At 41.8% G+C, this 25,482-nt stretch carries 28 protein-coding genes; 20 read left to right on the top strand and 8 right to left on the bottom strand.

What is annotated here, in order from left to right; translation table 11 throughout:
- Window positions 1-117 precede the first annotated feature (117 nt).
- Window positions 118-288, top strand: coding sequence for a hypothetical protein (locus O9300_RS05970; RefSeq protein WP_287970596.1), 171 nt, complete (start codon window positions 118-120; stop codon window positions 286-288).
- Entirely contained in the window at window positions 272-484 is a 213-nt protein-coding gene (locus O9300_RS05965; protein ID WP_002776225.1) for a type II toxin-antitoxin system HicB family antitoxin, read from the top strand. Before O9300_RS05970 ends, O9300_RS05965 begins: the two co-directional genes overlap by 17 nt.
- 282 nt (window positions 485-766) lie before the next feature.
- Here the strand turns inward: O9300_RS05965 and lspA are convergent, their stop codons facing one another.
- The 3 genes from lspA to bioB are packed head-to-tail and all read right to left on the bottom strand — an operon-like array spanning window position 767 to window position 2,962.
- Window positions 767-1,234 carry a signal peptidase II gene (gene lspA / locus O9300_RS05960; protein WP_287970594.1) on the bottom strand — a complete coding sequence of 156 codons (468 nt, stop codon included), beginning with the start codon at window positions 1,232-1,234 and terminating at the stop codon, window positions 767-769.
- Window positions 1,235-1,245: 11 nt separating this feature from the next.
- Window positions 1,246-1,896 (bottom strand): biotin transporter BioY, encoded by a 651-nt coding sequence (locus tag O9300_RS05955; protein ID WP_287970592.1) that lies wholly within the window; start codon window positions 1,894-1,896, stop codon window positions 1,246-1,248.
- Window positions 1,868-2,962, bottom strand: a complete 1,095-nt coding sequence (bioB, locus tag O9300_RS05950) for a biotin synthase BioB (protein ID WP_287970590.1) — start codon at window positions 2,960-2,962, stop codon at window positions 1,868-1,870. Before bioB ends, O9300_RS05955 begins: the two co-directional genes overlap by 29 nt.
- Window positions 2,963-3,095: 133 nt before the next feature.
- Here bioB and rfbC point away from each other — a divergent pair, with 133 nt between their 5' ends.
- The 7 genes from rfbC (at window position 3,096) to uvrC (ending at window position 9,454) form a co-directional block, all read left to right on the top strand.
- Window positions 3,096-3,641 (top strand): dTDP-4-dehydrorhamnose 3,5-epimerase, encoded by a 546-nt coding sequence (gene rfbC, locus O9300_RS05945; protein WP_002732824.1) that lies wholly within the window; start codon window positions 3,096-3,098, stop codon window positions 3,639-3,641.
- 5 nt (window positions 3,642-3,646) lie between these two features.
- Window positions 3,647-4,522, top strand: a complete 876-nt coding sequence (gene rfbD, locus O9300_RS05940) for a dTDP-4-dehydrorhamnose reductase (protein WP_287970587.1) — start codon at window positions 3,647-3,649, stop codon at window positions 4,520-4,522.
- Between the two features lie 4 nt (window positions 4,523-4,526).
- On the top strand, window positions 4,527-5,600 hold the full coding sequence (locus tag O9300_RS05935) for a glucose-1-phosphate thymidylyltransferase (RefSeq protein WP_190722911.1): 1,074 nt from the start codon (window positions 4,527-4,529) through the stop codon (window positions 5,598-5,600).
- A gap of 271 nt (window positions 5,601-5,871) precedes the next feature.
- Entirely contained in the window at window positions 5,872-6,957 is a 1,086-nt protein-coding gene (leuB, locus tag O9300_RS05930; RefSeq protein ID WP_287970585.1) for a 3-isopropylmalate dehydrogenase, read from the top strand.
- A gap of 79 nt (window positions 6,958-7,036) precedes the next feature.
- Complete coding sequence (locus O9300_RS05925; protein WP_002734814.1) at window positions 7,037-7,297, top strand: hypothetical protein; 261 nt, start codon at window positions 7,037-7,039, stop codon at window positions 7,295-7,297.
- Between the two features lie 128 nt (window positions 7,298-7,425).
- Entirely contained in the window at window positions 7,426-7,572 is a 147-nt protein-coding gene (locus tag O9300_RS05920; RefSeq protein WP_170915406.1) for a hypothetical protein, read from the top strand.
- Between the two features lie 4 nt (window positions 7,573-7,576).
- Window positions 7,577-9,454 carry an excinuclease ABC subunit UvrC gene (gene uvrC, locus O9300_RS05915; protein ID WP_149979728.1) on the top strand — a complete coding sequence of 626 codons (1,878 nt, stop codon included), beginning with the start codon at window positions 7,577-7,579 and terminating at the stop codon, window positions 9,452-9,454.
- Window positions 9,455-9,626: 172 nt separating this feature from the next.
- Here the strand turns inward: uvrC and O9300_RS05910 are convergent, their stop codons facing one another.
- Window positions 9,627-12,392, bottom strand: coding sequence for a pentapeptide repeat-containing protein (locus tag O9300_RS05910; protein WP_287970581.1), 2,766 nt, complete (start codon window positions 12,390-12,392; stop codon window positions 9,627-9,629).
- A gap of 150 nt (window positions 12,393-12,542) precedes the next feature.
- Window positions 12,543-12,827 carry a hypothetical protein gene (locus O9300_RS05905; RefSeq protein ID WP_194014522.1) on the bottom strand — a complete coding sequence of 95 codons (285 nt, stop codon included), beginning with the start codon at window positions 12,825-12,827 and terminating at the stop codon, window positions 12,543-12,545.
- A gap of 471 nt (window positions 12,828-13,298) precedes the next feature.
- On the opposite strand from O9300_RS05905, the gene O9300_RS05900 reads away from it, so the two are divergent.
- From O9300_RS05900 to O9300_RS05885, 4 genes are all read left to right on the top strand, one after another.
- Window positions 13,299-14,891 (top strand): DUF445 domain-containing protein, encoded by a 1,593-nt coding sequence (locus O9300_RS05900; RefSeq protein WP_287970579.1) that lies wholly within the window; start codon window positions 13,299-13,301, stop codon window positions 14,889-14,891.
- A gap of 202 nt (window positions 14,892-15,093) precedes the next feature.
- The gene (locus tag O9300_RS05895; protein WP_185236837.1) at window positions 15,094-15,732 is read left to right on the top strand and encodes a DUF2834 domain-containing protein; all 639 of its coding nucleotides are present in this window, start codon (window positions 15,094-15,096) and stop codon (window positions 15,730-15,732) included.
- 156 nt (window positions 15,733-15,888) lie between these two features.
- On the top strand, window positions 15,889-16,182 hold the full coding sequence (locus O9300_RS05890; RefSeq protein ID WP_149985702.1) for a hypothetical protein: 294 nt from the start codon (window positions 15,889-15,891) through the stop codon (window positions 16,180-16,182).
- 2 nt (window positions 16,183-16,184) lie between these two features.
- The gene (locus O9300_RS05885; protein ID WP_287730693.1) at window positions 16,185-16,703 is read left to right on the top strand and encodes a low molecular weight protein-tyrosine-phosphatase; all 519 of its coding nucleotides are present in this window, start codon (window positions 16,185-16,187) and stop codon (window positions 16,701-16,703) included.
- A gap of 14 nt (window positions 16,704-16,717) precedes the next feature.
- Here the strand turns inward: O9300_RS05885 and O9300_RS05880 are convergent, their stop codons facing one another.
- Complete coding sequence (locus O9300_RS05880; RefSeq protein ID WP_002791331.1) at window positions 16,718-17,374, bottom strand: response regulator transcription factor; 657 nt, start codon at window positions 17,372-17,374, stop codon at window positions 16,718-16,720.
- A gap of 318 nt (window positions 17,375-17,692) precedes the next feature.
- Here O9300_RS05880 and O9300_RS05875 point away from each other — a divergent pair, with 318 nt between their 5' ends.
- Window positions 17,693-18,808, top strand: a complete 1,116-nt coding sequence (locus O9300_RS05875) for a branched-chain amino acid ABC transporter permease (RefSeq protein WP_287970599.1) — start codon at window positions 17,693-17,695, stop codon at window positions 18,806-18,808.
- Window positions 18,809-19,040: 232 nt separating this feature from the next.
- Window positions 19,041-19,793 carry an ABC transporter ATP-binding protein gene (locus tag O9300_RS05870; protein WP_287970576.1) on the top strand — a complete coding sequence of 251 codons (753 nt, stop codon included), beginning with the start codon at window positions 19,041-19,043 and terminating at the stop codon, window positions 19,791-19,793.
- On the opposite strand, the gene hisH is transcribed toward O9300_RS05870, so the two are convergent.
- Window positions 19,782-20,420, bottom strand: a complete 639-nt coding sequence (gene hisH, locus O9300_RS05865; RefSeq protein WP_287970574.1) for an imidazole glycerol phosphate synthase subunit HisH — start codon at window positions 20,418-20,420, stop codon at window positions 19,782-19,784. The two genes, O9300_RS05870 and hisH, sit on opposite strands and share 12 nt — an antisense overlap.
- Window positions 20,421-20,528: 108 nt before the next feature.
- Window positions 20,529-20,789: a transposase gene (locus tag O9300_RS05860; RefSeq protein ID WP_287970571.1), complete on the bottom strand. Its 261-nt coding sequence runs from the start codon at window positions 20,787-20,789 to the stop codon at window positions 20,529-20,531.
- 23 nt (window positions 20,790-20,812) lie between these two features.
- Between O9300_RS05860 and O9300_RS05855 the strand changes: the two genes are divergently transcribed.
- From O9300_RS05855 to O9300_RS05835, 5 genes are all read left to right on the top strand, one after another.
- Complete coding sequence (locus O9300_RS05855) at window positions 20,813-21,709, top strand: DUF5838 family protein (protein WP_287970570.1); 897 nt, start codon at window positions 20,813-20,815, stop codon at window positions 21,707-21,709.
- Between the two features lie 73 nt (window positions 21,710-21,782).
- Window positions 21,783-22,451: a Uma2 family endonuclease gene (locus O9300_RS05850; RefSeq protein WP_002753010.1), complete on the top strand. Its 669-nt coding sequence runs from the start codon at window positions 21,783-21,785 to the stop codon at window positions 22,449-22,451.
- Between the two features lie 42 nt (window positions 22,452-22,493).
- A complete protein-coding gene (locus O9300_RS05845; protein ID WP_287970567.1) occupies window positions 22,494-22,940 on the top strand; it encodes a DUF29 domain-containing protein in 447 nt (148 codons plus the stop codon).
- Between the two features lie 34 nt (window positions 22,941-22,974).
- Entirely contained in the window at window positions 22,975-23,544 is a 570-nt protein-coding gene (locus O9300_RS05840) for a Uma2 family endonuclease (protein WP_287970564.1), read from the top strand.
- A 31-nt stretch (window positions 23,545-23,575) separates the two neighbouring features.
- Complete coding sequence (locus O9300_RS05835; protein WP_287970562.1) at window positions 23,576-25,420, top strand: PatA/PatG family cyanobactin maturation protease; 1,845 nt, start codon at window positions 23,576-23,578, stop codon at window positions 25,418-25,420.
- Window positions 25,421-25,482 lie beyond the last annotated feature (62 nt).

Below are 25,482 nucleotides of genomic sequence, written 5' to 3'. Positions count from 1 at the left end.
AGAGCAAGTTTCTTTGTTCTATGTTAAGATTTTGGTGGCTCATTTTTGGGTCTGATTTGTTTTTGTTAATGATCAGACAGTACCTGATGAGCCTTTCTTTGTCAACTCTTGAGGTTGATGCGTTTCATTTTTGAATTGGCGAGTCATCATATTTTTACCAAAGAAGGAGTTGAAGAAATTTTAAATCTGCAACCCAAACAAGGAAAAGCCAAAGTCTATCAAGTTAAGCAAATTCGTAGTCTGATTTTAAAATATAAGTTAGGATATCAAGATGAAAATTCGTTATGAACTGATTATTTACTGGAGTAATGAGGATCAACTATTTATCGTTGAAGTTCCAGAACTTGCAGGATGTATGGCTGATGGAGAAACTTATCAAGAAGCTGTGCAAAATGCTGAAATCATTATTCAACAATGGATTGAAACAGCACAGGAATTAGGCCGAGAAATTCCTGAACCTAAAGGACGTTTATTATTTGCTTGAACAAGCACAGGAATATGTAATACTAAATCCAGTTATGAAAAACTGATTATCTATTCTCCCTTTTGCATGAGTGTCTCTGCTGATATGTAGCTTATACTCAACGGATTTATTATGATTGGTACTCAACAGGAATTATCTAGATTTCCAAAATATTTAAATGATCAGGACTCCAGGAATATAATACTAAATCCCCGATTTTTTTGAACAGAAAAAGTAAGGGCGAGGCATTCGGATAGGAAATCTACAGTTTCAGCGATAGGTTATCGCCCGAATGCTTCGCCCCTACAGGACCCTAGACTTGTGGGGAAAGGTAGAAATTAAGAGGCAAATAATCCCGATATTAATAAAGACATCAGCCAGATTAAAAACAGGAAAATTAATCAATCTAAAATCGAGAAAATCCACCACATAACCAAACAAAAAGCGATCGATGCCATTGCCGAAAGCCCCTGCTAAAATAAAACCGTAGGCCAATTGTTCCCAACGATTTAAATGCGGTCCAAAGTAAGCAAAAGCCATTAATCCCAAACTAACTAATAAGGATAGCCATTTTAGCCAACCAACACCGCCCCGAAAAGCACTAAAAGCCGCCCCAGTATTAATCACAAATGTAAAATGAAAAACCCCCGGAATAATCGGGAAAGTCTCACCAATTTGCTCAAAACTCTGCACGGTTATATACTTAGTTAATTGGTCTAAAATTAGACCAATCACCGCCACTATCCAAAACCAGCGATTCTTTTTTAACATTGGCTGTGGCATCAATAAAATAATAATTTACGGAAGAAAAAGGCAATAATTGCCACCACACAAATTACTACTAACTGCCCTAAAAATGGCCAGACTGAATAATTCATAAATAGGGTGGGCAAACTATCGGGAAAGGTGATTTGACTAGCTTGGGGCTGAAAAATCGACAATCCCAGCATATATAATAAACCGCACAGATGAATCACTAACAAACCGGCAAAAGCACTTAAAGCCAGGGTTTCTATCTTGGCGCGCCAGCGAAAAGCCAGCCAACCACACAGCCATGCCCCCGGCATAAAGCCTAAAATATAGCCAAAACTGGCTTCTTTCAGATAACCCATTCCCCCACCCTGGGCAAACACAGGCAACCAAGTTAAACCGAGAAAAATATAGGCCACCTGGGCGAGAAGCCCGGCATTTTTGCCCCCCAGACAGCCCGTTAACAATACTGCGCCAATTTGGTAAGTTATGCCCAGTTTTTGCGAAGATAGACCCGTAGCCGACCAACTAGCCAGACTTACTGGAACAAATGTACTAAAAATTGTCAGCAACAAACCAATCAAAGCCCAGAGTAACTCATTGGGAACCGATGCGGAAGCGCGCCGCGGCGGAGATTCTCGTCCTCGACGTGATTTAGGTTGCCTGTTGGGGTTGGTATTCACCGGGGATGGGGGCTTCTCCTCCTATTAAACTAAGATCAGCCAACATCGCCTGATCCTGTTGGGGGGGTTGTCCTAGAGTGGTCAAATAATGTCCAATCAGCATAGCATTAATTCCCGATTTTAGCCCCAGATTTTGCAATTCTCCCATGACTGCCTCTCGTCCCCCGGCATAACGGAGGATTTGTTGGGGCAAGATAAACCGGAAAATAGCGATCGCTTTTAGGGCAGTCAAGGGATCCAGTTTGGGTAAATGACCTAGAGGGGTGCCACTTCTGGGGTTTAATAGGTTAATCGGCACTGATTCCACTTCTAATTCCGCCAGAGAAAAAGCTAAATCGATACGATCGGTCCAACTTTCCCCCATACCGATAATTCCGCCCGTACAAGCCTGAATTCCCGCCGCTTTCAGGTTTTTAACCGTTTCTACCCGATCCTGCCAACTGTGGGTAGAGACCACGTTAGGATAAAAATTCTCGGCAGCCTCCAGATTGTGATTATAACGGGTAACTCCGGCTTCTTTTAAGGCCTGGGCTTGGGGGAGGGTTAACTCTCCGAGGGCGCAACAGGGTTTAATCTTGGCCGTTTCGATGATTTCTTGAACTGTGGCCAGTATTTCCTCGAATTCCTTGGATTTGGGGCTATTATACTTTAATCCCCGGCCTTGACTAACTAAACAGAAGCGTTTGGCCCCCGCGTCGGCTGCTGCTTTCGCATGGCTGACAATTTCCTCGCGACTTTTTAAACCGTAGATAGGCGAATCTTGTCCGGGATGGTGGACGGATTGGGAACAAAAACTGCAATTTTCCGAACAACTTCCCGATTTTATGTTGATAATGCTACATAAATCCACCGTATTACCACAACAGGCCTGACGAATGCGATCGGCAGCCTCACATAAGCTGAAAATATTTTCCTGACCTTCGATCGCAGTTAAAGCTAGGGCCTCTTGCTGACTGAGTCGATCGCCGGCGATAATCTGATTAGCCCTAGTCTGTAACCAGTTTTTTAAGGCTTCTCCCTCCACGGGGATAGATTGAGTAGCGGTGTTTGTAGAGACTTGTACCACGTCGTTTATGCTCTGACTAAGTTAGGCTCATCTTATCATTGTTCAGTTACCGAGGAAAGATTAATCAAAAAATTTAGAAAAAAATACCCTTTTGTGCTAGACTACCCGCAAAAGTTATCTTGTCTCCGATTTTATGAAAGTTATTCCCACGGAAATTCCTGATGTTTTAATCATTGAACCGCAAGTTTACGGAGACGATCGAGGTTTTTTCTTGGAGAGTTTTAATCAGAAAGATTTTCGAGAAAAAACTGGGGTTAATACCACTTTTGTCCAGGATAATCACTCTATGTCCTTAAAAAATGTCCTGCGAGGATTACACTATCAAATCCCCAATCCCCAGGGTAAACTGGTGCGAGTAGTGAACGGTAGTGTTTTTGATGTGGCAGTGGATGCGCGTCAAAGTTCCCCCACTTTTGGGCAATGGGTAGGCTGTGTTTTAAGTGCGGAAAATAAACGTATTTTCTGGGTCCCGGAAGGTTTTGCCCATGGTTTTCTAGTCCTCTCCGACCGAGCAGAATTTCTCTACAAAACCACTAATTATTATTATCCAAAGTACGAAAAAACTATTTTATGGAATGATGCCGATTTAGGGATTGATTGGCCCCTAGAGACCCCCCCGATTCTCTCCCCTAAAGACCAAGCTGGACAACCCTTTAAATCCGTGGAAGTTTTCCCCTAAAGACGATGAAAAAAGTTTTACTAATTGGTGCTAAAGGTCAAGTGGGACAAGAGTTACAGGTAACTTTACCATCCCTGGGCGAAGTTATTAGTATCGGTCGAGAAGAACTAGATTTAACTAACTCGGAAAAAATCCGCCAGTTAATTAGGGAAATTCACCCCGATTATCTGGTTAATGCCGCCGCTTATACGGCAGTGGATAAAGCCGAAACCGAGCCAGAATTAGCCTATTCTATCAATGCTACAGCCCCGAAAATCATGGCGGAATCTGCCGAGAAAATTAAAGCTAAATTTCTCCATATTTCCACCGATTATGTGTTTGATGGTCGAAAAAATACCCCCTATCTAGAAACCGATCTAACTAATCCTTTAGGGGTTTATGGACAATCAAAGTTAAGGGGAGAAGAGGAGATTAAAACTGTTAATTCTCAGGCAATTATCCTGCGTACTGCTTGGGTTTACGGCAGTTATGGCAAAAGTAATTTTGTCAAAACTATGCTGAGATTAGGTAAGGAAAGAGAGGAGTTAAAAGTAGTTGTCGATCAGGTGGGAAGTCCCACTTGGGCCAAAGATATCGCCACGGCCATTACTCAGCTTTTAATTAATGTCGATAATCCCGCAGGAATCTATAATTTTACTAATAGCGGTGTTGCCAGTTGGTTTGATTTAACTAAAGCTATTTTTGAGGAGGCAAAAATAAGCGGTATTCCCTTAAAAATTCAGAGAGTAATTCCCATTACTACTGCTGAATATCCTACCCCAGCAGTGCGTCCGGCCTATTCGGTTCTTTCTGGTCAAAAAATCTCGCAACAATTGGGTTATATTCCTCCCTATTGGCGAGATTCTCTCAAAGCTATGCTCAACCAACTATTTAATCTTTAAAACTATGAAAGCACTAATTTTATCCGGTGGCAAAGGTACGAGGTTACGTCCCCTAACCTATACCGGGGCAAAACAGTTAGTTCCCGTGGCCAATAAACCGATTTTATGGTATGGAATCGAGTCAATTGTCGCCGCAGGAATTACCGATATTGGCATTATTATCAGTCCCGAAACCGGGGAAGAAATTCGTCAGACCACGGGCAATGGTGAACAGTTTGGGGCTAAGATAACTTATATTCGCCAAGAACAACCAGCCGGATTAGCTCACGCGGTTAAAACTGCCCAATCTTTCCTAGGAGATTCCCCCTTTATTATGTACTTGGGTGATAACCTAATTGAGGATGATTTATCGCCCTTTTTAGACTCTTTCCAAAAACAGTCCCTTGATGCTTTAATTCTCCTGCGAAAAGTGTCTAATCCTAGTGCTTTTGGGGTAGCAAAAGTAGATGAAACTGGCAAAGTTTTATACTTAGTCGAAAAACCCAAAGAACCCCCCTCAAATTTAGCTTTGGTAGGGATTTATTTTTTTGCCCCCACCATTCACCAAGCGATCGCATCTATTCAACCTTCGGGCCGGGGTGAGTTAGAAATTACCGATGCTATCCAAGAATTAATCAATCAAAATAAAGCAGTAGAAGCCAATAAACTACTGGGTTGGTGGTTAGATACGGGTAAAAAAGATGATTTATTAGAAGCAAATCGGATTATCCTTGATACCAGTCTAGAAATCGCTTTGCAGGGAGAAATTGATGCTAATAGTCAGGTGATCGGACGGGTACAAATTGGTCAGGGTAGTAAAATTATTAATAGTACCATTCGCGGTCCTGTCATTATTGGAGAAAATTGTCACATTGAGAATTGTTTTATCGGTCCCTATAGTAGTGTGGCTAATGGAGTAAAATTAATCGATGCCGACATAGAACACAGTGTTATTCTCAAAGATGCCACGATTATTGGCATTCATCAGCGCATAGTTGATAGTGTTATTGGACGACGGGCAAAATTAGAAATTGCCCCCCAACGTCCAAAAGCTTTACGCTTTATGATCGGGGATGATTCCCATGTAGAATTAGTGTAGTTATCGGGGATTAACTGCCCCTTTAATTAGGGTTTGCGGCAAAAAGTTTTTCGGTGGGTGTAGGGTGTAGGATTTTACCGATTTTCAGAGGTTCAATTACCTAATTTTCAGGGAAAAAGTCCCGGAATTTTCCCCCCAATCACTGCAATCGCTGGCACTTTTTGAGGGGAAAAAAGTCTAAAAGCCTTATCCAACAAGGTTTTTAGATTTATTCAGCCAACCCTAACTATGTTATAATTAAGAGTCTGACCTATTTTACCGTTCTAGAACTATGACGCAACAGTATCGCATTACCCTACTACCCGGCGATGGCATCGGGCCGGAAATCCTCGCTGTCACCGTAGAGATACTGAAAGTCATCGGTAAAAAATTTGACCTCCAGTTTGACTTCCAAACCGCTTTAATTGGAGGGGCAGCCATTGATGAAACCGGCAGTCCCCTCCCCGAAGCAACCCTGAGCGCCTGTAAAAATAGTGATGCTGTTCTCCTGGCCGCTATCGGGGGTTATAAATGGGATAATTTGCCCCGGCAGCAAAGGCCAGAAACGGGATTATTAGGCTTAAGATCTGGCTTAGGTCTTTTTGCTAATTTGCGTCCTGCCACCATTTTTCCGCAATTAATCGACGCTTCTAGTCTCAAACGGGAGATTATCGAGGGAGTGGATATCATGGTCGTCCGGGAATTGACCGGGGGTATCTACTTCGGTCAACCGAAGGGGATTTTTGAGACAGAAACGGGAGAAAAATGCGGTGTAAATACCATGGTTTACTTGGAATCGGAGGTGGACCGCATCGCTAAGGTAGCCTTTGAAATTGCCCAAAAACGCGGCAATAAACTCTGTTCCGTCGATAAAGCTAATGTTCTTGATGTTTCCCAACTCTGGCGCGACCGGATGACGAAAATGGCCGCTAATTATCCCGATGTGGAACTTTCCCATCTCTACGTCGATAACGCGGCCATGCAGTTAGTCCGGGCCCCCAAACAATTTGATACTATCGTCACGGGCAATTTATTCGGTGATATTCTCTCCGATGAAGCGGCCATGTTAACCGGTAGTATCGGAATGTTACCCTCCGCTAGTTTAGGGACTGCTGGGGTGGGAGTTTTTGAACCCGTCCACGGTTCGGCCCCGGATATCGCCGGCCAAGATAAAGCCAATCCGATCGCCCAGATTCTCAGCGCTGCTATGATGTTAAAATATGGGCTAAATCAGCCTTTAGCGGCAGCAGCGCTGGAAAAAGCCGTAGAAAAAGTCTTAGAGTTCGGTTATCGTACCGGAGATATTTTCTCGGAAGGTATGACCTTAGTGGGATGCCAAGCTATGGGCCAGGCCATCCTAAAAGTTTTAGAATCCTAACAAAAGTGGCATAATCGGAAATCGTCATATAACATTGATTTAATAAATATGTCAATTTAATCGTGGGGAGACGAGTGCTATGGTAGCCCTATCCGAGAAAACAGAACAACAACGTGTCGATATGGAAATCCCAATTTTGTTAGATCCTACTGTCTTACGGGCGGCCAGACGCATTTATCGCATCTACTGTACCCTCAATAGCAGAGTTAGTAAACGTCCTTTCGGTGTCGCTATTAACCGCGACAATCATCGGGGCCAATTAATTTTTAACAATAAACCGATTCTTCTCCCCGGGGAATGTTTCGTCCCGATTAAGCAAATCGAATCGGAAGCCTATTAATTTTTGTGAAGATTTGCCCTAAATATCTTGCCAAACGTCAGCTAATACCCACTGACGTAATTTTTTGTCTAATATAGGGTTTGCTGAATAAATCTAAAAACATTGTTCGATAAGACTTTTAGACCTTTTTGAAATCCAAAAGTACCGGCCATTGGAGTAATGGGGGGGAAAATTCCGGGACTTTTTCCCTGAAAATCGGTAAAACCCTACACCCCACACCCTACACCCCACACCCCACACCCAAGACAAACTTTTTGCCGCAAACCCTAATATAAAAAGATGTTCGGGAATAATCTTAACTCTACCCTAATCCAAGACCTCGATCGCCTAGAAAATCGTCTTCGGGAAATTCCCCTCGAACCGGGGGTGTACTTCCTGCGCGACCAAAATGGCGAAATTCTCTACATCGGTAAATCCAAAAAACTCCGGTCTAGAGTCCGTTCCTATTTTCGTCCCAGTCAACCTCTCAGTCCCCGCATTGCTTTGATGGTGCGACAGGTGACAGAAATTGAATTTATCGTCACCGACACGGAAGCAGAATCTTTGGCCCTGGAAGCTAATCTAATTAAACAACATCAGCCCCATTTTAATACTCTCCTCAAGGACGATAAAAAATATCCATACATTTGTATTACTTGGTCGGAAACCTACCCGCGCATTTTTATCACCCGCAAACGTAGCATAAATAACCAAAAAGACCGTTATTATGGTCCCTACGTCGATACTAGGCTGCTGCGCCACACTTTACACCTAATTAAACGCACTTTTCCCCTGCGTCAACGTCCCCAACCTCTGTTTAAAGACCGTCCCTGTTTAAATTATGATATCGGTCGTTGTCCGGGGGTTTGTCAAAAATTAATTAGTCCCCAAGATTATCGAGAAACCTTGCAGAAAGTGGCGATGATTTTTCAGGGAAGGACGGGGGAATTATTAGAGAAATTAGCAGCAAAGATGCTCGCAGCGTCGGAAAACCTAGATTTTGAACAAGCGGCCACGATTAGGGATCAAATTCGCGGATTACAGGCCCTTAATACCGATCAAAAAGTCTCTTTACCTGATGATACCGTATCCCGGGACGCGATCGCTTTAGCTAAGGACGAGCAGCATTGTTGCATACAATTATTCCAAGTGCGTTCTGGTCGTTTGGTGGGACGTTTGGGATTTTTTGCCGATAGTCAGTCAGCAAACGAGGGAGAAATCCTGCAAAAAGTCCTGGAAGAACATTATTTATCGGTGGAAGGGGTGGAAATTCCCAGCGAAATCCTGTTACCCTGCGAATTACCGGAAGGTGAGGTGTTAGCGGGGTGGTTAAGGGAAAAAAAAGGTCGCAAAGTCGAGTTAACTGTCCCCCAACGGCAAAGTAAAGCGGATTTATTAGCTATGGTGGAGAAAAACGCTCTTTATGAGTTAGAAAAGACGAAAAGAAGCGCCGACCGAGATTTACAGTCTTTGCAGGATTTAGCGGTAATTCTCGATTTACCAGCACTACCCCACCGCATCGAGGGTTATGATATTTCTCATATTCAGGGTTCTAATGCAGTCGCGTCGGGAGTGGTGTTTATCGATGGGGTGGCCGCTAATCAACATTATCGTCATTATAAAATCAAAAATCCCGAGGTTAAAATCGGCCATTCCGATGATTTTGCCAGTTTAGCAGAAGTAATTCGCCGGCGTTTCCGTCGTTATGCCGAAAATCCCGATAATATTGCCGAAAGTGATGATTTTCCCGATTTGGTTATGATTGATGGAGGAAAAGGACAATTATCAGCAGTGGTGACAGTTTTAGGGGAGATGAATTTATTAGAACAGGTAAAAGTTGTTAGTTTAGCTAAACAGAGAGAGGAGATTTTTTTACCGGGGGAATCCTCTCCTTTAGAGACGGATAAGGAACAACCCGGAGTGCAATTATTGCGTCGAGTCAGGGATGAAGCGCACCGCTTTGCTGTTAGCTTTCACCGACAACAAAGGATGCAAAAAAGTCGCCGTTCCCGTTTGGATGAGATACCGGGGTTAGGTTTTAAGCGACAAAAAGATTTATTAGCTCATTTTCATTCTCTGGATTATATTCGCGAAGCTTCCCTAGAACAATTGCAACAGGTGACAGGAATTGGGGAACAATTAGCTAAGGAAATTTATAATTATTTTCATCCTAGGTAGGGATAAGCTGTTGAAGAATATCTAAGGCGGCTCTCTTGGGTTTGGTGGGTAAAATGTATTCTAAGATACATTCTTCCTAGCGAGGGGGTGGAACGAACCACAAAGACACAAAGGACACAAAGACTGATCGATCATATTGTAAGTTAAACTTATCACACAGAACCTAGAAGAGTCACTCGGTTTTAACTTCCGTATCGAGAATCGTCCCTTTGACGTTAGCATCTTTAAAATTAGCCCCGTTAAGATTTGCCCCTTCAAGATTTGCCCCTTCAAGAAATGCCCCTTTAAGATTTGCCCTTTCAAGATTAGCCCCTTCAAGATATGCCCCTTCAAGAAATGCCCATTCAAGAAATGCCCCTTCAAGATTTGCCCCTTCAAGATTTGCCCTTTCAAGATTTGCCCCCACAAGATTTGCCCTTTCAAGATTTGCCTCTTCAAGAAATGCCCCGTAAAGATTTGCCCCGTAAAGATTTGCTCCTTCAAGATTTGCTCCTTCAAGAATTGCCCATACAAGATTTGCCCCTGCAAGATTTGCCCCTGCAAAATTTGCCCTTTGAAGATTTGCTCTGTAAAGATCTCGACATATCAACAGACAGTTTTGTAAATCAAGAAAACTGAGGCAATCTAACACAAACATAGGCTTATAATCTATTCTTTGTCCCTGAAGACGGGCCAACCAATTGCCGAAAGCTTCAGGAGAAGGCCATTGAATGGGAAAAATTTCTTCGGTGACTCGCCCACAGGCATTAAATACCGCTAATAAAGCTTCCTCGGCATTGCGTGCCTGTCGCATTTCCTCCTGAAAATTGGGGCGGTTTGTTAAATTCTCCATCGGCATTCCTTTGTCCAAAAGATATTCAATTAAATCACCCAGAGTTTTCTGCCACTGTTTCACTTCATCTGGGGACTGTAATTGTATTTGATTGACAATAAAACTAAAAAGATATTCATCTATTGCCGTCGGTCCGCATAAAGTCGCCCAGGCGATTAAAGCTTTTTTGTCGGGATTGTAGTCATAATCATGATCCTTTTCACGGTTTTGTAATTTCTTATGAATTTGCTTAACTCGGTCAACAATTCTGCGGGCAGTTAAATATTCACCAAAACTTTTATGGGTAAATTCAAAGGTTTTTTCGCTGCCTCGTAAATCGCCACTTTCTCGAAAATAAAAGGCTGTTAAAAGACGGGTAATACTCCCTTTGGAATCGCTTTGAAAACTATCTTGGAAATTTTTTAGGAGATTTTTTAAGCCATTATTTTCACAATGTTCTTTAATCTCTATAACGGTGGTGGTTCTACCGTTACCATGCCAACAGGAAAGGGCAATTTCCATTAAAATTAGCACAAAATCTTTTTCTGTAATCCCTTCTATAGCCCGGTGGCCTGGACTATTTTTTTCATAACCTCGCTCATAGACTGCCTTGAGCAAATTGTCATAAATATTATTGAGGTTAGTTTCTTGGGAAAATTGAACCTCGCCTCGTTCAAAAGTGAGAGCAATAAGATAATTTAATAGCGGTTGAGCGGTAATTTCTTGTAAATTTTTCCCCGATAATTCCGGCGGTAATTGTGCATAGTTTTTCCCTTTAGCTTGCCCATACTGTTGCCACCATTGATCACGTTGATCGACTTTTAATAAGTTATCGACATCGCTAAAATCATCGCTTTTATCAACCCAATAGGGTAAAATAGTGATAATTTGCTGAGGTTTTTTAAAATTATTTTTATTGGATTGTACCACCACATCACGCCCACTAATCAACACTTGTAAACGGGTTTTATTTTGATTAAAACTTTTGACCTGATCTCGTACTTCATTAACAAAATTTTGGGCGACTTCTTGGGCGATTTTTCCCTGCATAGATAGCTCATCTAAGCCATCAAAGATAATTAGTAATTTTAAATCTTGATCCCTCGGTTCTAGGGGATTTTCTGGTAAAAAACCGTCATGTTGAACAAAAGTTTGAACTGCTGTTACTAAATCTGTGGAGAAACTCAAGCGATGCAAGGGAATATATAAAACTTGTTTTTCTAAGCGAGCTTGTTGGGCAGCAAATACCTTACAAAAGGACGATTTTCCACTACCCGGCCCACCGGTCAATAAACGGATAGCATCATCGGATTTTGCCGCTTCTAACCATGTTTCTAACTGCTCTTGGAGCTTGATAACAATGCGTTTAAATGATGGCTCTCGATGGTAATCTGTGTCTGGGGTGGCTTTTTTTTCTTCTTCATAAAATCCCCGTAGAGGTACATAAATTTGCTTTAAACTAAAGGTTTCCCAAAAAATAGGTTCATCGATCTGTTTTTGCAACCAAGCTCGATAATGTAACCAGCCTCTTTCTCGTTTCCAAGCATTGTTAAAAGGAGTGTCGATTTCATCTAAAAGCAGACTGTATTCATCTCGTTTATCTTTCCATTGTTCCTGCAATGCTAAGACAAAATAAGCTGGTAAACGGTTACTTAGGCTCTTCGCTTCCTGGGAATTACTGATTAAATTATTTGTTGTTAACCACCGTAAAAAAGCTGCTTGGATTGGTGCGACTATAGGTAATCTTTCGGGATGCTCAAAAAAATCTTGATCGAGAATTAATTCCGGCTCTTCTAAAAAGTCGGTAATCTGACGGTAAAGTTCTTTTAAAGGCAGCTTTTCAACTTCTTGGGGCAGTAAATCAGCATTACTTTTAAGTAATCCTTTCATCGCTTTCATTAGCGATTGACTTATTAATAAACCCGCTAATTCCCCCGGAGTCCGACTTAAACCAAGAGCATCTAAAACTTCTACTCCATTTTCGGCCAGATCATCCCACTGCAAAAATGCCCGGTTAAGAGCGGCTTTTCCCAGGGTACTAAAGAGACTTCTCAGATTGACTTTAACTTGTCGTTTCCAGATATTTTGGGGTTTGGAAACAGAAATTCCAGCAGCTGATTCGGACATAGAAAAAAGCGATCAATAAAGCTTATGTAGTCTATTATATAAGTAATAACAACCGTTGAGGTGGTTGGGTTTCGCTTTTTCAATCGAATTGAGCCATTTTCGACCCCGTATTGTTTCGCTCAACTCAACCTAGGAGGCCGAAAACCTAGACTAACGCGGAGTAATTTCACTCAACGCTTCTTGCAGCAGTTCATCACTTACACCATGACGCTTCAAACTAGCAACGAGAGCAGAAATTGTATCTCCCTCTAGACGCTCCAAATCCGCACGCAGCCCTTGTCCAATGTAAGCACGCATCAAAGGTTGATAACCTGAGAAACCAAGCAACGGTGCAACCCGCTTTAAATCTTCAATCACATCTTCGGGAATACGAATCGTGATTGTAGTCATAGGGCGATTTCTCTCCAGTCGTTTTTTTAATGCCTCAACTTTCATAATACCGTCATGGTTGATCGGGTTAATCCTAGATTTCTCGTCATTCCAAACAAAAGTAATGCCACTGAGGACAAAATAGACATCCATACTTGTAGTATAGGCAGGATGTATTTACATTGTCAATACTTTATTAACACACCCTACGAGAGCAGCAATTATTATAGGTTGGGTTGACGCAAGGAAAAACACCCTACGAGGCTCTAGGCTTATTGACAGATAAAAATCAATTCAGGGTGATTTTATGCTAATCTGCAACTTACCGACTTATAATAAAAATGTTCTTGCCAAAGAAGTTGTAGCTAACTGCTTAACTGAATCTGCTAGGATGCTATTACAGAATAGAAGACTACATCTATTAATTGCTGAGGCAGAACTAAGTTTAACCGCTCCTTTTTTAACTACTTATATCGCTTTCAGGCAAAAAATTAGGCGTTTTCGGTTTACCATGGTCAAAGTGTGCTTTCTAGGCTAATGACTTTGACTAAAAACCCCGTGATCAGAAACCATCGTTTTTCCCCCCGCAATCTCTTTGAGACTTGCATGGCCCTATTGGTGTTATGTAATTATATTCTGGTTATTTTCGATTTAACCTATATTCCCCTGCGAGATTTTTGGTTACAGGGACGCTTGCAAATAACTTTATTAAGATTTAATGAACCAATAAAACTCGGGCCGATTTCCTTTCAAGAATTACAAATACCTCCCGATAAACCCCTAGAAATTCCCTTTGTTAAAGGAATCGCTAAGTATGATGTGGTGAAAGGAATTAAACCCTATCGCAGTACCAGTGAATATTTAGAGACGGTTAATAAACTTAATCAACTAATTAATCAAAAGCTCTTTAACCCAGAGTTTAATCTGCAAGAATATCGCCAAGATATCGAGAAAATTTTAGACAATTTGCGCCAAAAAAGTGTCAATATGATTGATAATAATCCCTTTGCCTTGGCGGGGAAGACTGGGACTTTAGAGAAGATTAAAAATAAAATGCGCTTGCGGGTTTTTAAAACAGAAAATGATTCCGCAAAAGCAGCCTTTCAGAAGTTTTGGAGTTGGGATTATCTCAGTCAAAATGGCTGGGAAAAAGAGTTGAAGTTTTTTAATCAAGAAATTCAACCTTTAATAGAAACTAATTATTTTCGTCCCCTAGGAGAAGATGGGAGACCGATAGATAACTTTGAGGCGATCGATTTTTTATTTGGTACCATCTTTTTCTGGGAATTTATGCTGAGAACTTGGTGGATTGCTCGCACTCATAAAGGCCTGCGTTGGCGCGAGGCTATGTTATGGCGTTGGTATGATATTTTTCTGTTTATTCCTATCTGGAGATGGCTGCGATTTATTCCTACCGTTATTCGCCTAGATCAAGTTAAAATTATTAACTTAAGACTGATTAAAGAACAGGCAGTTAAAGGCCTAGTTGCGCTAATTTCTAAAGATGTTACTGAGATAATTGTCCTGAGAATCATTAATAAAATTCAGGAATATATTCGACGGGGACAAGTGGAGAAATTTCTCGAGAAATCTCTCAATGGCGGATATAATAATCTCAATGATACTAATGAAGTTGTCGAAATTTTTCGGTTATTAGTTAATAGTACCGTTGACAAGGTTTTACCGCAAATTAAACCAGAAGCAGAAGCTTTCATTAAATACAATATCGAGAAAATTCTCAGTCAAACTCCCGCTTATCAAAGCTTATTGCGATTACCTGGCATGAAAGGATTAAAAACTGACTTGAGCAATCGCCTATCTAGTCAATTGTATCAATCCTTTGTTAATATAGCTGAAAAGATTACCCAGGAAGACGAAGTTTTTGAGCGTTTAGTTCAGCAATTAGTCCAACGTTTCGGGCAATCTCTCGCCGGGGAATTACAATCCCGTCACAGTTTAGAAAGAATTGAGATGTTATTAATTATCTTCCTAGAAGAAGTGAAATTAAACTATGTAGAAGAATTCTCGGATGAAGACTTAGAAACTATCCTCGAGCAAACTCGGTTACTCCACTCTAAAAGTGCAGAAATTACCCCAGTAGAAACCATGAATCCCCGTCTTCTTCCCTAAAAATTAGTGATCATTGATTAGGTAATACTAAATCCGTTAAGTATAGGCTACTTATAAGGAGAGGCACTCATGCAAAAGGGGGAATAAATAATCAGTCTTTAATAACCGGATTTAGTATAATATTGCTTGACATTTTGCTCACTTTTGGACTAAAATATCCGATGAAAAATCCATTACTCAATTAAGCTAATTATCTACTCTCATGTTAACAAAAATTATTCTCGGTTTACTTTGGTTAGGCTTCGGATTATACGCTTTTTTACTAGCACCCCCCGATCCACCAGATACAGTGAATTTAATTATCAATCTTTCCACTGGGAAATGGCAAGATATCAACCCGTTAATTATTGCTCTTTTTAACCTGATGGGAGTTTGGCCACTGATCTACACTAGCCTTTTAATTATCGATGGTCGTGACCAAAAAATCATCGCTTGGCCCTTTGCTTTTGCCTCCTTTGCTGTGGGTGCTTTCGCTATTTTACCCTATCTAACTCTCCGTCAACCCAACAGCAATTTTACCGGTAAAAAAAATCTGGTCATTAAACTTCTAGACTCACCTTGGTTGGGAGTAATTGCCCTAATTACTGCGGCAATTTTAATCGCTTACGGATTAATTAACGGCAATTGGTCTGATTTTTGGCATCAGTGGCAAACTAGCCGTTTTATTCAGGTTATGAGTGTAGATTTCTGTCTTTTAACCCTATTATGTGCAATTTTGCTGCAAGATGATCTAACCCGACGGGGATTAAAAAATCCTTTCCTGTTGCCGGTAATTTCCCTATTGCCTCTAATCGGTCCGGCAATTTATTTAATTATTCGTCCTCGCTTAGGGGAGAATTAAGGGTAAATTGCCTTCTTGGGGAAACTCGGCCTAGTTATCAGTTGTTTTTTAACTATTTCTTGACGAGAGAAGTTCATATTTAACAGAAATTATGCTGAGGTTCCCCTAAAATACGAGTCAAGAGATTAATGTCCAGATTAGAAGGAGTGTTTAACCTTGTTAGAGAGTCAAAAACCACCTCGGATTTACTGCTTTCAAGCTGATTATATTGCCTCCCAACAATTTAACCCCCAAGAGATTCCCGCTTGGTTATCCTTAGAGGTAAACTGGCAGGGTTATAGAATTCACACCCTACCCTGGGTAGCAGACGTAGCTAGGGTATTAGGATTATTAGCGATCGAAGATACCCCCCAAGGGTGGCAAGATTATTTAGAAAGCTTGGGATTAGCCAAAATTAGGTTAATGGACAGCGAGGAGTTTTTTGAGGATAAATCTTTATCGGGATGTTAAAAATGCCCTATAATTGGCAATTTAGTGATGATTCTACCGGTCAATTTATGCCCTATAAACTACTCTTCGTCTGTTTAGGAAATATCTGTCGTTCTCCCGCTGCCGAGAATATCATGACTTATCTGATTGAACAAGAAGGATTAAGCAATAAAATCCTCTGTGATTCTGCGGGGACTGCCGGTTATCATATCGGTTCTCCTCCCGATTCTCGCATGAATACGGCGGCCAAAAAACGCGGTATTCCTCTGCAAGGGACAGCTAGACAATTTACCCGCGAGGATTTCGAGAATTTTGATCTAATCTTAGCCATGGATAAAGCCAATTATCAAGATATTTTATCCCTAGATCGGACAGGAAAATATCAAGAAAAGGTCAAGTTAATGTGTGACTATGCCCGTTATCACCCAGAAAAAGAAGTTCCCGATCCCTACTACGGTGGTCGTGAAGGTTTTGACCGCGTAATCGAGCTACTTTTAGACTCCTGTGGCAGTCTTTTGGAGGACGTAAAAAACAAAATTTAAGTTTTTTCTTCCAGCTAATCGATTAATCTATGTTCGAGGGAAAAACGAACCAATTCGGCCCGATTGTTAGTAGTTGTTTTCCTGAGTAAACTGCTAACATATTTCTCGATCGTGCGAGAACTAAGATGCAGTTTTTGCCCAATTTCAATATTAGAAAGTCCCCGGGCTAAATGTTCTAACACTTCCCGCTCGCGATTCGTTAACTTAAAATCGTCCTGTAAAGAAGAAGTTAAAACATCCCTAGTTTTGGGGCTTTCTTCCGGTTTTAATTTCTGATATTGACGTTCACTTTGCACCATTTGCGCTCGCTCTAAAAGATTGCGAATAACTGCTTTTAATTCCTCCATCTCAAAAGGTTTAGGAAGATAGATATCACAACCCACTTGATAACCGCGAATTCTTTCCTCTGTTGACCCTCTTTCGGTTAAAAAAATTACTGGTAATAACCTAAATTCTGGCTGTTGCCGCACCTTAGTCACCAAAGAATAGCCGTCTAAACGCGGCATTTTGATATCCGATACCAAAAGATGGGGATGATAGGTATCCAATAAATTCAAAGCTTCCAAACCATTACTCGCCGCCACCACACTATAACCTGCTAATTCTAAATAGTCTTTGACCGCTAGGCGGATACCGGGGTCATCATCGGCAATTAGAATCAAAAGAGGCATAGAAATTAACAGGACAAGGTTTTTTCAGTATTGATAGCCTAGCACCCTCCGCTCGTCACAATTGTCCATCAAGCTACAGAGGCCGTTGTAACTGATATTATACTAGCAGTTAGCAATCAGCTTTTTCAGTGATCAGTCATCAGTAATCAGTAATCAGATGTGAGTTTTCAGCTTTTTTCTCCTCCTCTCCCCACTCCCCCACTCCCCCACTCCCCCACTCCCCCATCTCCCCACTCCCCCACTCCCCCATCTCCCCCCGCAACGCCCACGAAGTGGTCTCCCCCACTTCCCCAACCCCTTTTTTACTTTTTACTTAAGATGACAGATTATTTAGTTTCCCTGACAATTTGGGCGGGTATTTACGCGATTTTTGCCCTCGGTTTAAATCTACAATGGGGATTTACTGGCTTAATTAACTTTGGTCACGTTGCTTTTGCCACTTTAGGGGCTTATGCAACGGTTTTATTGACTTTACAGGGTGTACCGATGATTTTTGCCGCCATTGTCGGGGCGATCCTAGGGGCATTGTTGGGATTGGCGATCGGTTTTTCCACCCTGAGATTAAGAGCCGATTATCTAGCAATTGTCACCATCGGGGTGTCTGAGTTAATTCGTTTGCTGGTGCTTAACGAGGATTGGTTAACGAAAGGTAGTTTCGGACTACAACGTTATCCCCTACCTTTGGATATAAATCCCAGTTTTCCCGTCAAATTATTAATTATTGCCCTGTTTACCCTGCTTGCTATCTTTGCTCTCTGGCAATTGGGGCGCAATCTGCAACGACAATGGCGCGAAGCGGGGCAAATTAGCGGTAAAAGCTATCAACCGACGCAAAAGAGAGCTTTAATCTTTTGGGGGTTGTTAGGGGCGATAATCCTGCTTTTTCTGTATATAAACGGTGTAATTGCCTTGAATGACTATAATTACAAAGCGGGGCTGATGGTGGTAGTTTTAGTCCTCCTCGCTCTCGTTTATACTGGTTTAGAATTACTTTTGCGATCGCCTTGGGGACGCATCCTCAAAGCTATCCGGGAAGATGAAGAAATTCCCCGGGCTTTAGGAAAAAATGTCTTTTGGTATAAGTTACAATCTTTGATGTTAGGCGGTGCGATCGCTGGTTTAGCTGGGGCTTTTTTAGCATGGCAATTAACCACTATTTACCCGACTAATTTTGAACCGTTATTGACTTTTAACGCTTGGATTATTATCATTCTCGGTGGCTCTGGTAGCAATGCCGGCACCTTACTAGGATCAATAATTTTCTGGGCTTACGATTCCCTGACTCGTTTTATTCTACCCCAATTAGATATTTTTAATGATAGCCAATTGGGGGCTTTACGGATTATGATTATCGGTCTGCTGCTCATGGTTTTAATGATCTGGCGACCCCAGGGTATCCTCGGCAAAAAAGAGGAGTTAACTTTGGGAAGATAATTTCAGTTATCAGTTATCAGTTATCAGTTATCAGTATTAAATAGCAGTTTTCTAAGGAATTAAGCAAAATTAATTACACATTTAAATAACCCTATTGCAAGAGTGCCTATTGCAAGAGTGCCTATTGCCTGTCTCAACTAAGAAATTTATTTCCCACGACTACTTACTGTCTTTTCACTGATTACTGATTACTGTTTACTGTTTACTGATAACTGATGTTTACTTGATATTTATGTTACTTTCTGCCAAAGGATTATCGAAAAGTTTTGGGGGCATTCGCGCCGTCAATAATGCTTATTTGGATGTGCCGCAGGGCAGCATCACCGGGTTAATCGGTCCAAATGGAGCCGGCAAAACCACACTTTTTAACCTTTTATCTAATTTTATTCGCCCAGATAAAGGGGAAGTTTTTCTTGATGGTCAGCCCATTCATCAGCTGCCTCCCTATCAAATTGCCCTGAAAGGATGTGTGAGAACTTTTCAAGTAGCAAGGGTATTATCCCGATTAACGGTGTTAGAAAATATGCTCTTAGCTAGTCCGGGGCAAACGGGAGAAAATTTTCTCAAAGTCTGGTTTCAGGGGGCAAAAATTCGCCAACAGGAACAGGAAAATCGTGCCAAAGCTTTGGACATATTAGATTCGATTGGTCTAGGGGAGAAAGCGCAGGATTATGCGGGAGCTTTATCGGGAGGACAGCGTAAATTATTAGAGATTGGCCGAGCGCTAATGACCAAGCCAAAATTAATTTTATTAGATGAACCAGCCGCCGGAGTTAATCCAACTTTAATCGCTCAAATCAGCGACCATATTATCGAATGGAATCGTCAGGGAATTACCTTTTTAATTATCGAGCATAATATGGATGTGATTATGTCCCTTTGTCACCACGTTTGGGTATTAGCAGAAGGGACAAATTTAGCCGATGGTATTCCCTGCGAAATCCAAAAAAACGAGCGGGTTTTAAAGGCTTATTTAGGAGACTAAAGCTAATTTTTGCACCTGTTCAACAAAGTTAGCCAGAATTTTTAAGCCATTAGTCGAGGATTTTTCCGGGTGAAACTGCACCGCTACCAAACGATCACGAGCGATCGCTGCTGTCACCGTTTGACTGCCGTGGGTGACGGTGGCAGCAGTTAGATGACTATCAAGGGGATCGACATAATAGGAATGGACAAAATAGACGTGAGGGTGCGGGGGTAATCCCTGCCAAAGAGCATGATCCGGCTGGGTGAAGTCTAATTGATTCCAACCCATGTGAGGAATGGTAATGCCAGGTTCCGAGCGAAAACGGCGCACTGTCCCCGAAATAATCCCTAAACCCGCCTCTTGACCCTCCTCTGATGAGTCAAAGAGAATTTGTAAACCGAGACAGATACCGAGAAAGGGTTTACCATTAGCGATCGCCGCTTTGATCGGTTTTTCTAGATGACGGCTGCGAATTTGCCGGACAGCAGGATCAAAAGAACCGACTCCGGGTAAGACAATAGCGTCAGCTTTTTCGAGATCGAGGGGAGAATCGGTAATTTTCGGCACTGCACCCACGGTTTCCAGTCCTTTACAGGCAGAGTGCAGATTTCCCATGTCATAATCGATGACAGCGATTAAGGTCATTGCTATATACTGAGCAAGCGATAACCCTATTTTAGAGCAATCACGCCGCTAAATTAGGTCTTGACTCAAAAATGAAACGCACGACGGGGGAAGCCAAAGGCGGGGGGATCACATCGCCTTGTACCAGTTGAGGAAGTGCATAATTTTGGGTAAATCTTCTGGTTGGGCAGGTTCGATCAGATAATGGACATGATTAGACATGATACAGAGAGCATAAAGCTTAAACTGGTGTTTGTCTAAAGCCTTCTTGATGGCATAAAGAAATACCTCCCGGCATTCCCGCTTGGATAATTTGAACTCTCGGTTATTGCAGCGTGTGGTGACGTGGTAGGAATAACCAGTTTGAAGATTTCGAGGTTTTCTAGGCATATTCTTGAGCAAAATTTGAACTTATGATAGTTGCTGACATTCAAAAAAACTCCCTCAAAGAGCAAAGGCTACAATTTATTCGTAACCATCAACAAGCTTTCGATGTTGAGCCGATTTACCCTTTACGGCTGTTTGAAGATTTCGTGATGGGGGTTGAGGGCGATTGTACTATTGAAGCCTCTTGTAAGATAGAATTAGATAAACTCATTGCCTCAAGGTTTTTGCTCTTTTTTAAAGATCAAGCCCAAGAGTGGCAAAAATATCTAGCTCAATCTCTAGCTTTTTTTCAGCAAGTGGAGAACCGTGTGGGTGTTCAATTAGATTATTCTTTATTACAGGGATTTTTAGGAGATAATTTTGACTTTAGCAAGCTAGAAGTCCTAAGTGCTGGTATTGACTTAAGAACCAATCTTGCCGATTCTAGTGTAAAAATGCACATCAGAATTAGGGATTATCCCGAAAAACTAGCAACCGCTTTTGTTTTAAGTGACGGTGCTGCTGATAGTAATTATCTCAGTGGGTTTGTCAACTTAATTGGTTTTGATCTTTATTTCAAGGGTAAAAGTGCAATCGAAATTTATGCCGAGATTAGAGAAGACGATTTTTTCAAACCAGAAACCATCAATCAAGTGTGGCAACATTTTCCTAAATCAGCCTTAAAACCTCTCCAAGCATCAAGTCTATTTTTTACAGGTTTATCAAAAGCAAATAATAACCCAGTGCTTTACTACTCTCTCAAAAATCGTCAGAATTTAATCAATTACTTTAAGCTTAATGATACCGCCCAAAGAGTTCACAGCTTTTATCAACATCAAGATATTCTACCTAATATGTGGGTAGGTACAGCCCAACAAGAATTAGAAAAAACGAGAATTGAAAATGTTAGACTTTACTATTATAAGTATTTTGGAATGGAGTAAACTTTATGTTAACCACAAAACTTCCCTGATATCAAGATACTCAAAAAGATAAAACTGCTAATGGAGACAATCGATGATAGCAACTACAACAATTTCTCCTCAATTAACCATTCCACGCCTAGAAAATGGGGATAAGCTTACTCGTCGTGAATTCGAGCGTAGATATAAGGCTATGCCAAATCTAAAAAAAGCAGAACTCATTGAAGGAATTGTTTATATTATGGCTTCTCCCCTAAGAATTACGAATCATGGCAACCCTCATGCGCGTATTATTACTTGGCTAGGTAACTATTGGTCAAGTACACCCGGAACCGAATTAGGTGATAATTGTACGGTTCGTCTTGATACTGACAATGAACCTCAACCCGATGCACTATTAAGAATTAAAAATGGTGGACAATCAACGATTAGTGAGGATGGTTATGTCGAAGGTGCGCCAGAGTTAATCGTTGAAATTGCAGCGAGTACTGTCTCCCTTGACTTACATCAAAAACTTAATGTTTATCGCCGTAACCAAGTGCAAGAATATCTAGTCTGGCGAGTTGAAGATGGAGAATTTGATTGGTTTAGATTAACAAATGAAGAATATATTAAACTTGAACCGAACTCAGAAGGGATAATTTGTTCCCAGATCTTCCCTGGATTATGGTTAGATAGGGATGCCTTATTAGCCGGTGACTTAGCCAAGGTTTTAGAAGTTTTGCAATTAGGAATAGCTACGCTCAAACATCAATCTAGTTAGAGTAATCTAAATTCAACAAAATCAAGACGGAGATAATCAATAATGCAAAGTATTCACGCCTTAAAACAACTCTATGAGATTGATGACTCCCAATGGCTAGGAGAAACCGTTAGCCTACTCAGAAATCATCAATTTCAACAGCTAGACTTAGAACATTTAATCGAGGAATTAGAGGATTGGGGCAAAGAAAATAAAAATGCTGTAGCCAGTCTTTTAGAACAGGTTATCCGCCATTTATTATTACTGCAATACTGGACAAAGGAAGCAGAATGTAATACAATTCATTGGCAGGAAGAAATTTATAACTTCTGGACTCAATTAAGGCGAAAAATGACGGCTAATCTCCGTAATTATTTAGAAGAAGAATTAAACTATATTTATGAAGATGCGTTAGGTTTCGTCAAAATCAAAACAGCGAATACTATGATTTTTCTCTCTCAATGTCCTTACTCACTAGAACAATTACTAGATCGCGATTGGTTGCCATAAAAATCAATTAAACAACAAAAAGAGATGAGAAATTATGTTAACCACAAAACCCCGCTTTCAAACCTTTGCCGAATATCTACAATATGAGGATAATTCAGAGGAATCTTATGAATTATTTAACGGAGAATTGGTAGAAATGCCGCCAGAATCAGGACTTAACTTTGAAATCGCTAACTTTCTTTTTCTCAAATTTGCTTCACTTGTTGGACATCGGAGAGTCAGAGGACATGGTTTAGAATTAGAAGTGAGAGGCGAACCGAAAAACCGTTATCCTGACCTAACCATTATTCGAGAAGAACATATTCAATTACTCTCCCAGAGAAATACGATTCTTCTTTCCATGGCACCCCCCTTATTAGTCATTGAAGTGGTTAGTCCGGGGGAAATCCAAAGAGAGAGAGATTACATCGCCAAAAGAAGCCAATATCAAGCTTGTGGGATTCCTGAATACTGGATAGTTGATCCTCAAACTCAAACTATTTTAGTCTTAGAATTAAGAGGAAATGCTTACACACAGGTTGGTAATTTTAGCAATGATGATCTAGTAAAATCTCCCAGATTCAAAGAATTAAACTTAAAGGTTTGTGATGTATTTAATTATTAACTTTATCGGTTAACCCAAGAATTAAAAAAAGATGAACGTCTTAACTATTCCGGGATTAAAAGAACTACAAAAACAAACCAAAGGCGCAGCAGAAATAACCGTCGCCATTCTCGATGGTGTAGTTGATACCGACCATCCCTGCTTCAACGGGGCAGACCTAACCCGTTTACCCACCCTCGTCCAGCATCAAGCCACCGCGGGGCAAATGTCCACCCACGGAACCCATATTGCCAGCCTCATCTTTGGACAACCTAAAACAGAAATAGAAGGAATTGCCCCTAATTGTCGAGGCCTACTCGTACCCGTCTTCGCCGAGGATAACCGTAAACTCTCCCAACTCGATTTAGCGAGGGCGATTGAACAAGCCGCCGAAAATGGGGCAAAAGTGATTAATATTAGCGGCGGGGCCCTCACTGATATGGGAGAAGCCGAAGACTGGCTAATTCGTGCCGTCGAGATGTGTAACGAGAGAAATATTCTTCTCGTTGCTGCTGCTGGCAATGATGGCTGTGAATGCCTCCAAGTTCCGGCGGCCCTTCCCGCCGTCCTAGCGGTGGGTGCTGTTGATGCTAGAGGGCATCCCCTCGACTTTAGTAATTGGGGGGAAACCTACCAAAGTCAAGGCATCCTTGCCCTTGGAGAAAACATCTTAGGGGCAAAACCAGGGGGCGGGACTGTGCAACTGAGTGGGACCAGCTTCGCTGCGCCTATTGTGGCTGGAGTAGCCGCCTTATTACTCAGCTTGCAGGTGCAGCGAGGAGAAACCCCCAATCCTCACGCTGTCCGGGAGGCAATCCTAAAAAGCGCCCTCCCCTGCCAATATGCCGACAGCGAAAATGAACCAAAATGTTTAGCCGGATTGTTGAACATTTCTGGGGCAATTAAACAGCTAACAGGAGAAACCATGTCCGAATCTGTGGAAACCCAAGCAACAGTAGAAGCATCAGGCTGTGGCTGCGGTGGTACGCCCGAAACCCCTGAGGCTGAACGCCAAAACCTCGAACTGAGTGCCGCAACTAGCGAACCGGTAATTCCCGTCGCCCAAATTCCCAATCCTGTCATCACCTCTCAAGGAGTATCCATGCCCGAAACTACCAATAAACCCGTCACCCCTAGCCAAGCTGCTGAACCTGCTGGTGGCATCGTCTATGCCATTGGCACCTTGGGCTATGACTTCGGCTCCGAAGCCCGTCGGGACACATTTAAACAACTGATGCCGACAGCGGTAATTGGTGGTATTGAAGTTCCCTCTAATCCCTACGATGCCCGTCAGATGGTGGATTACCTGGCTGACAACCTCTCGGAAGCTAAATCCTTAATTTGGACCCTGAACCTGGAACTTACGCCAATTTACGCCATTGAACCCCTTGGCTCTTTTTCCCGCGAAGTTTATGCCGCTTTACAGGAACTTCTTTCGGGACAAGTGCAAGCAGAAGACAGCCCCGAATATATCCAGCGTGTCAGTATTCCGGGACGGATTACTGGGCGGACAGTACGCCTGTTCTCAGGACAAGTTGTTCCCGTCATTGAACCAGATAGCCCCCGGGGAATTTATGGTTGGCACGTTAATACTTTAGTCAGTGCGGCAATAGAAGCCGTTGGTGCAGAACAAACAGAAGCCCAAGAAAGCCAAATGCGCCGCACTTTGAGTAGTTTCCTCAACCGCATCTACTACGATTTACGCAATTTAGGGCAAACTTCCCAAGACCGCGCCCTCAATTTTGCTGCGACTAACGCTTTCCAAGCAGCGCAAACTTTTTCTGAGGCTGTGGGTGCAGGGATGGAACTCGATAGCATTAGACCTCTTGCAAAAGTCTTAAGTCGATCCTTGTACAGCAACATTTTTGAAGATTATCAACTACTAATAAATAATTAACTGAAAGTCCCTCCCATTATTGTTTCTATCGTTTGTTTTCGGATTTATGCAAGAGGTCTATT

The organism is Microcystis sp. LE19-195.1E (assembly GCF_027532095.1).
Classification (GTDB): domain Bacteria; phylum Cyanobacteriota; class Cyanobacteriia; order Cyanobacteriales; family Microcystaceae; genus Microcystis; species Microcystis aeruginosa.
Note: the sequence above shows the minus strand (reverse complement) of the source record. Positions and strands in the feature narration are given on the sequence as shown.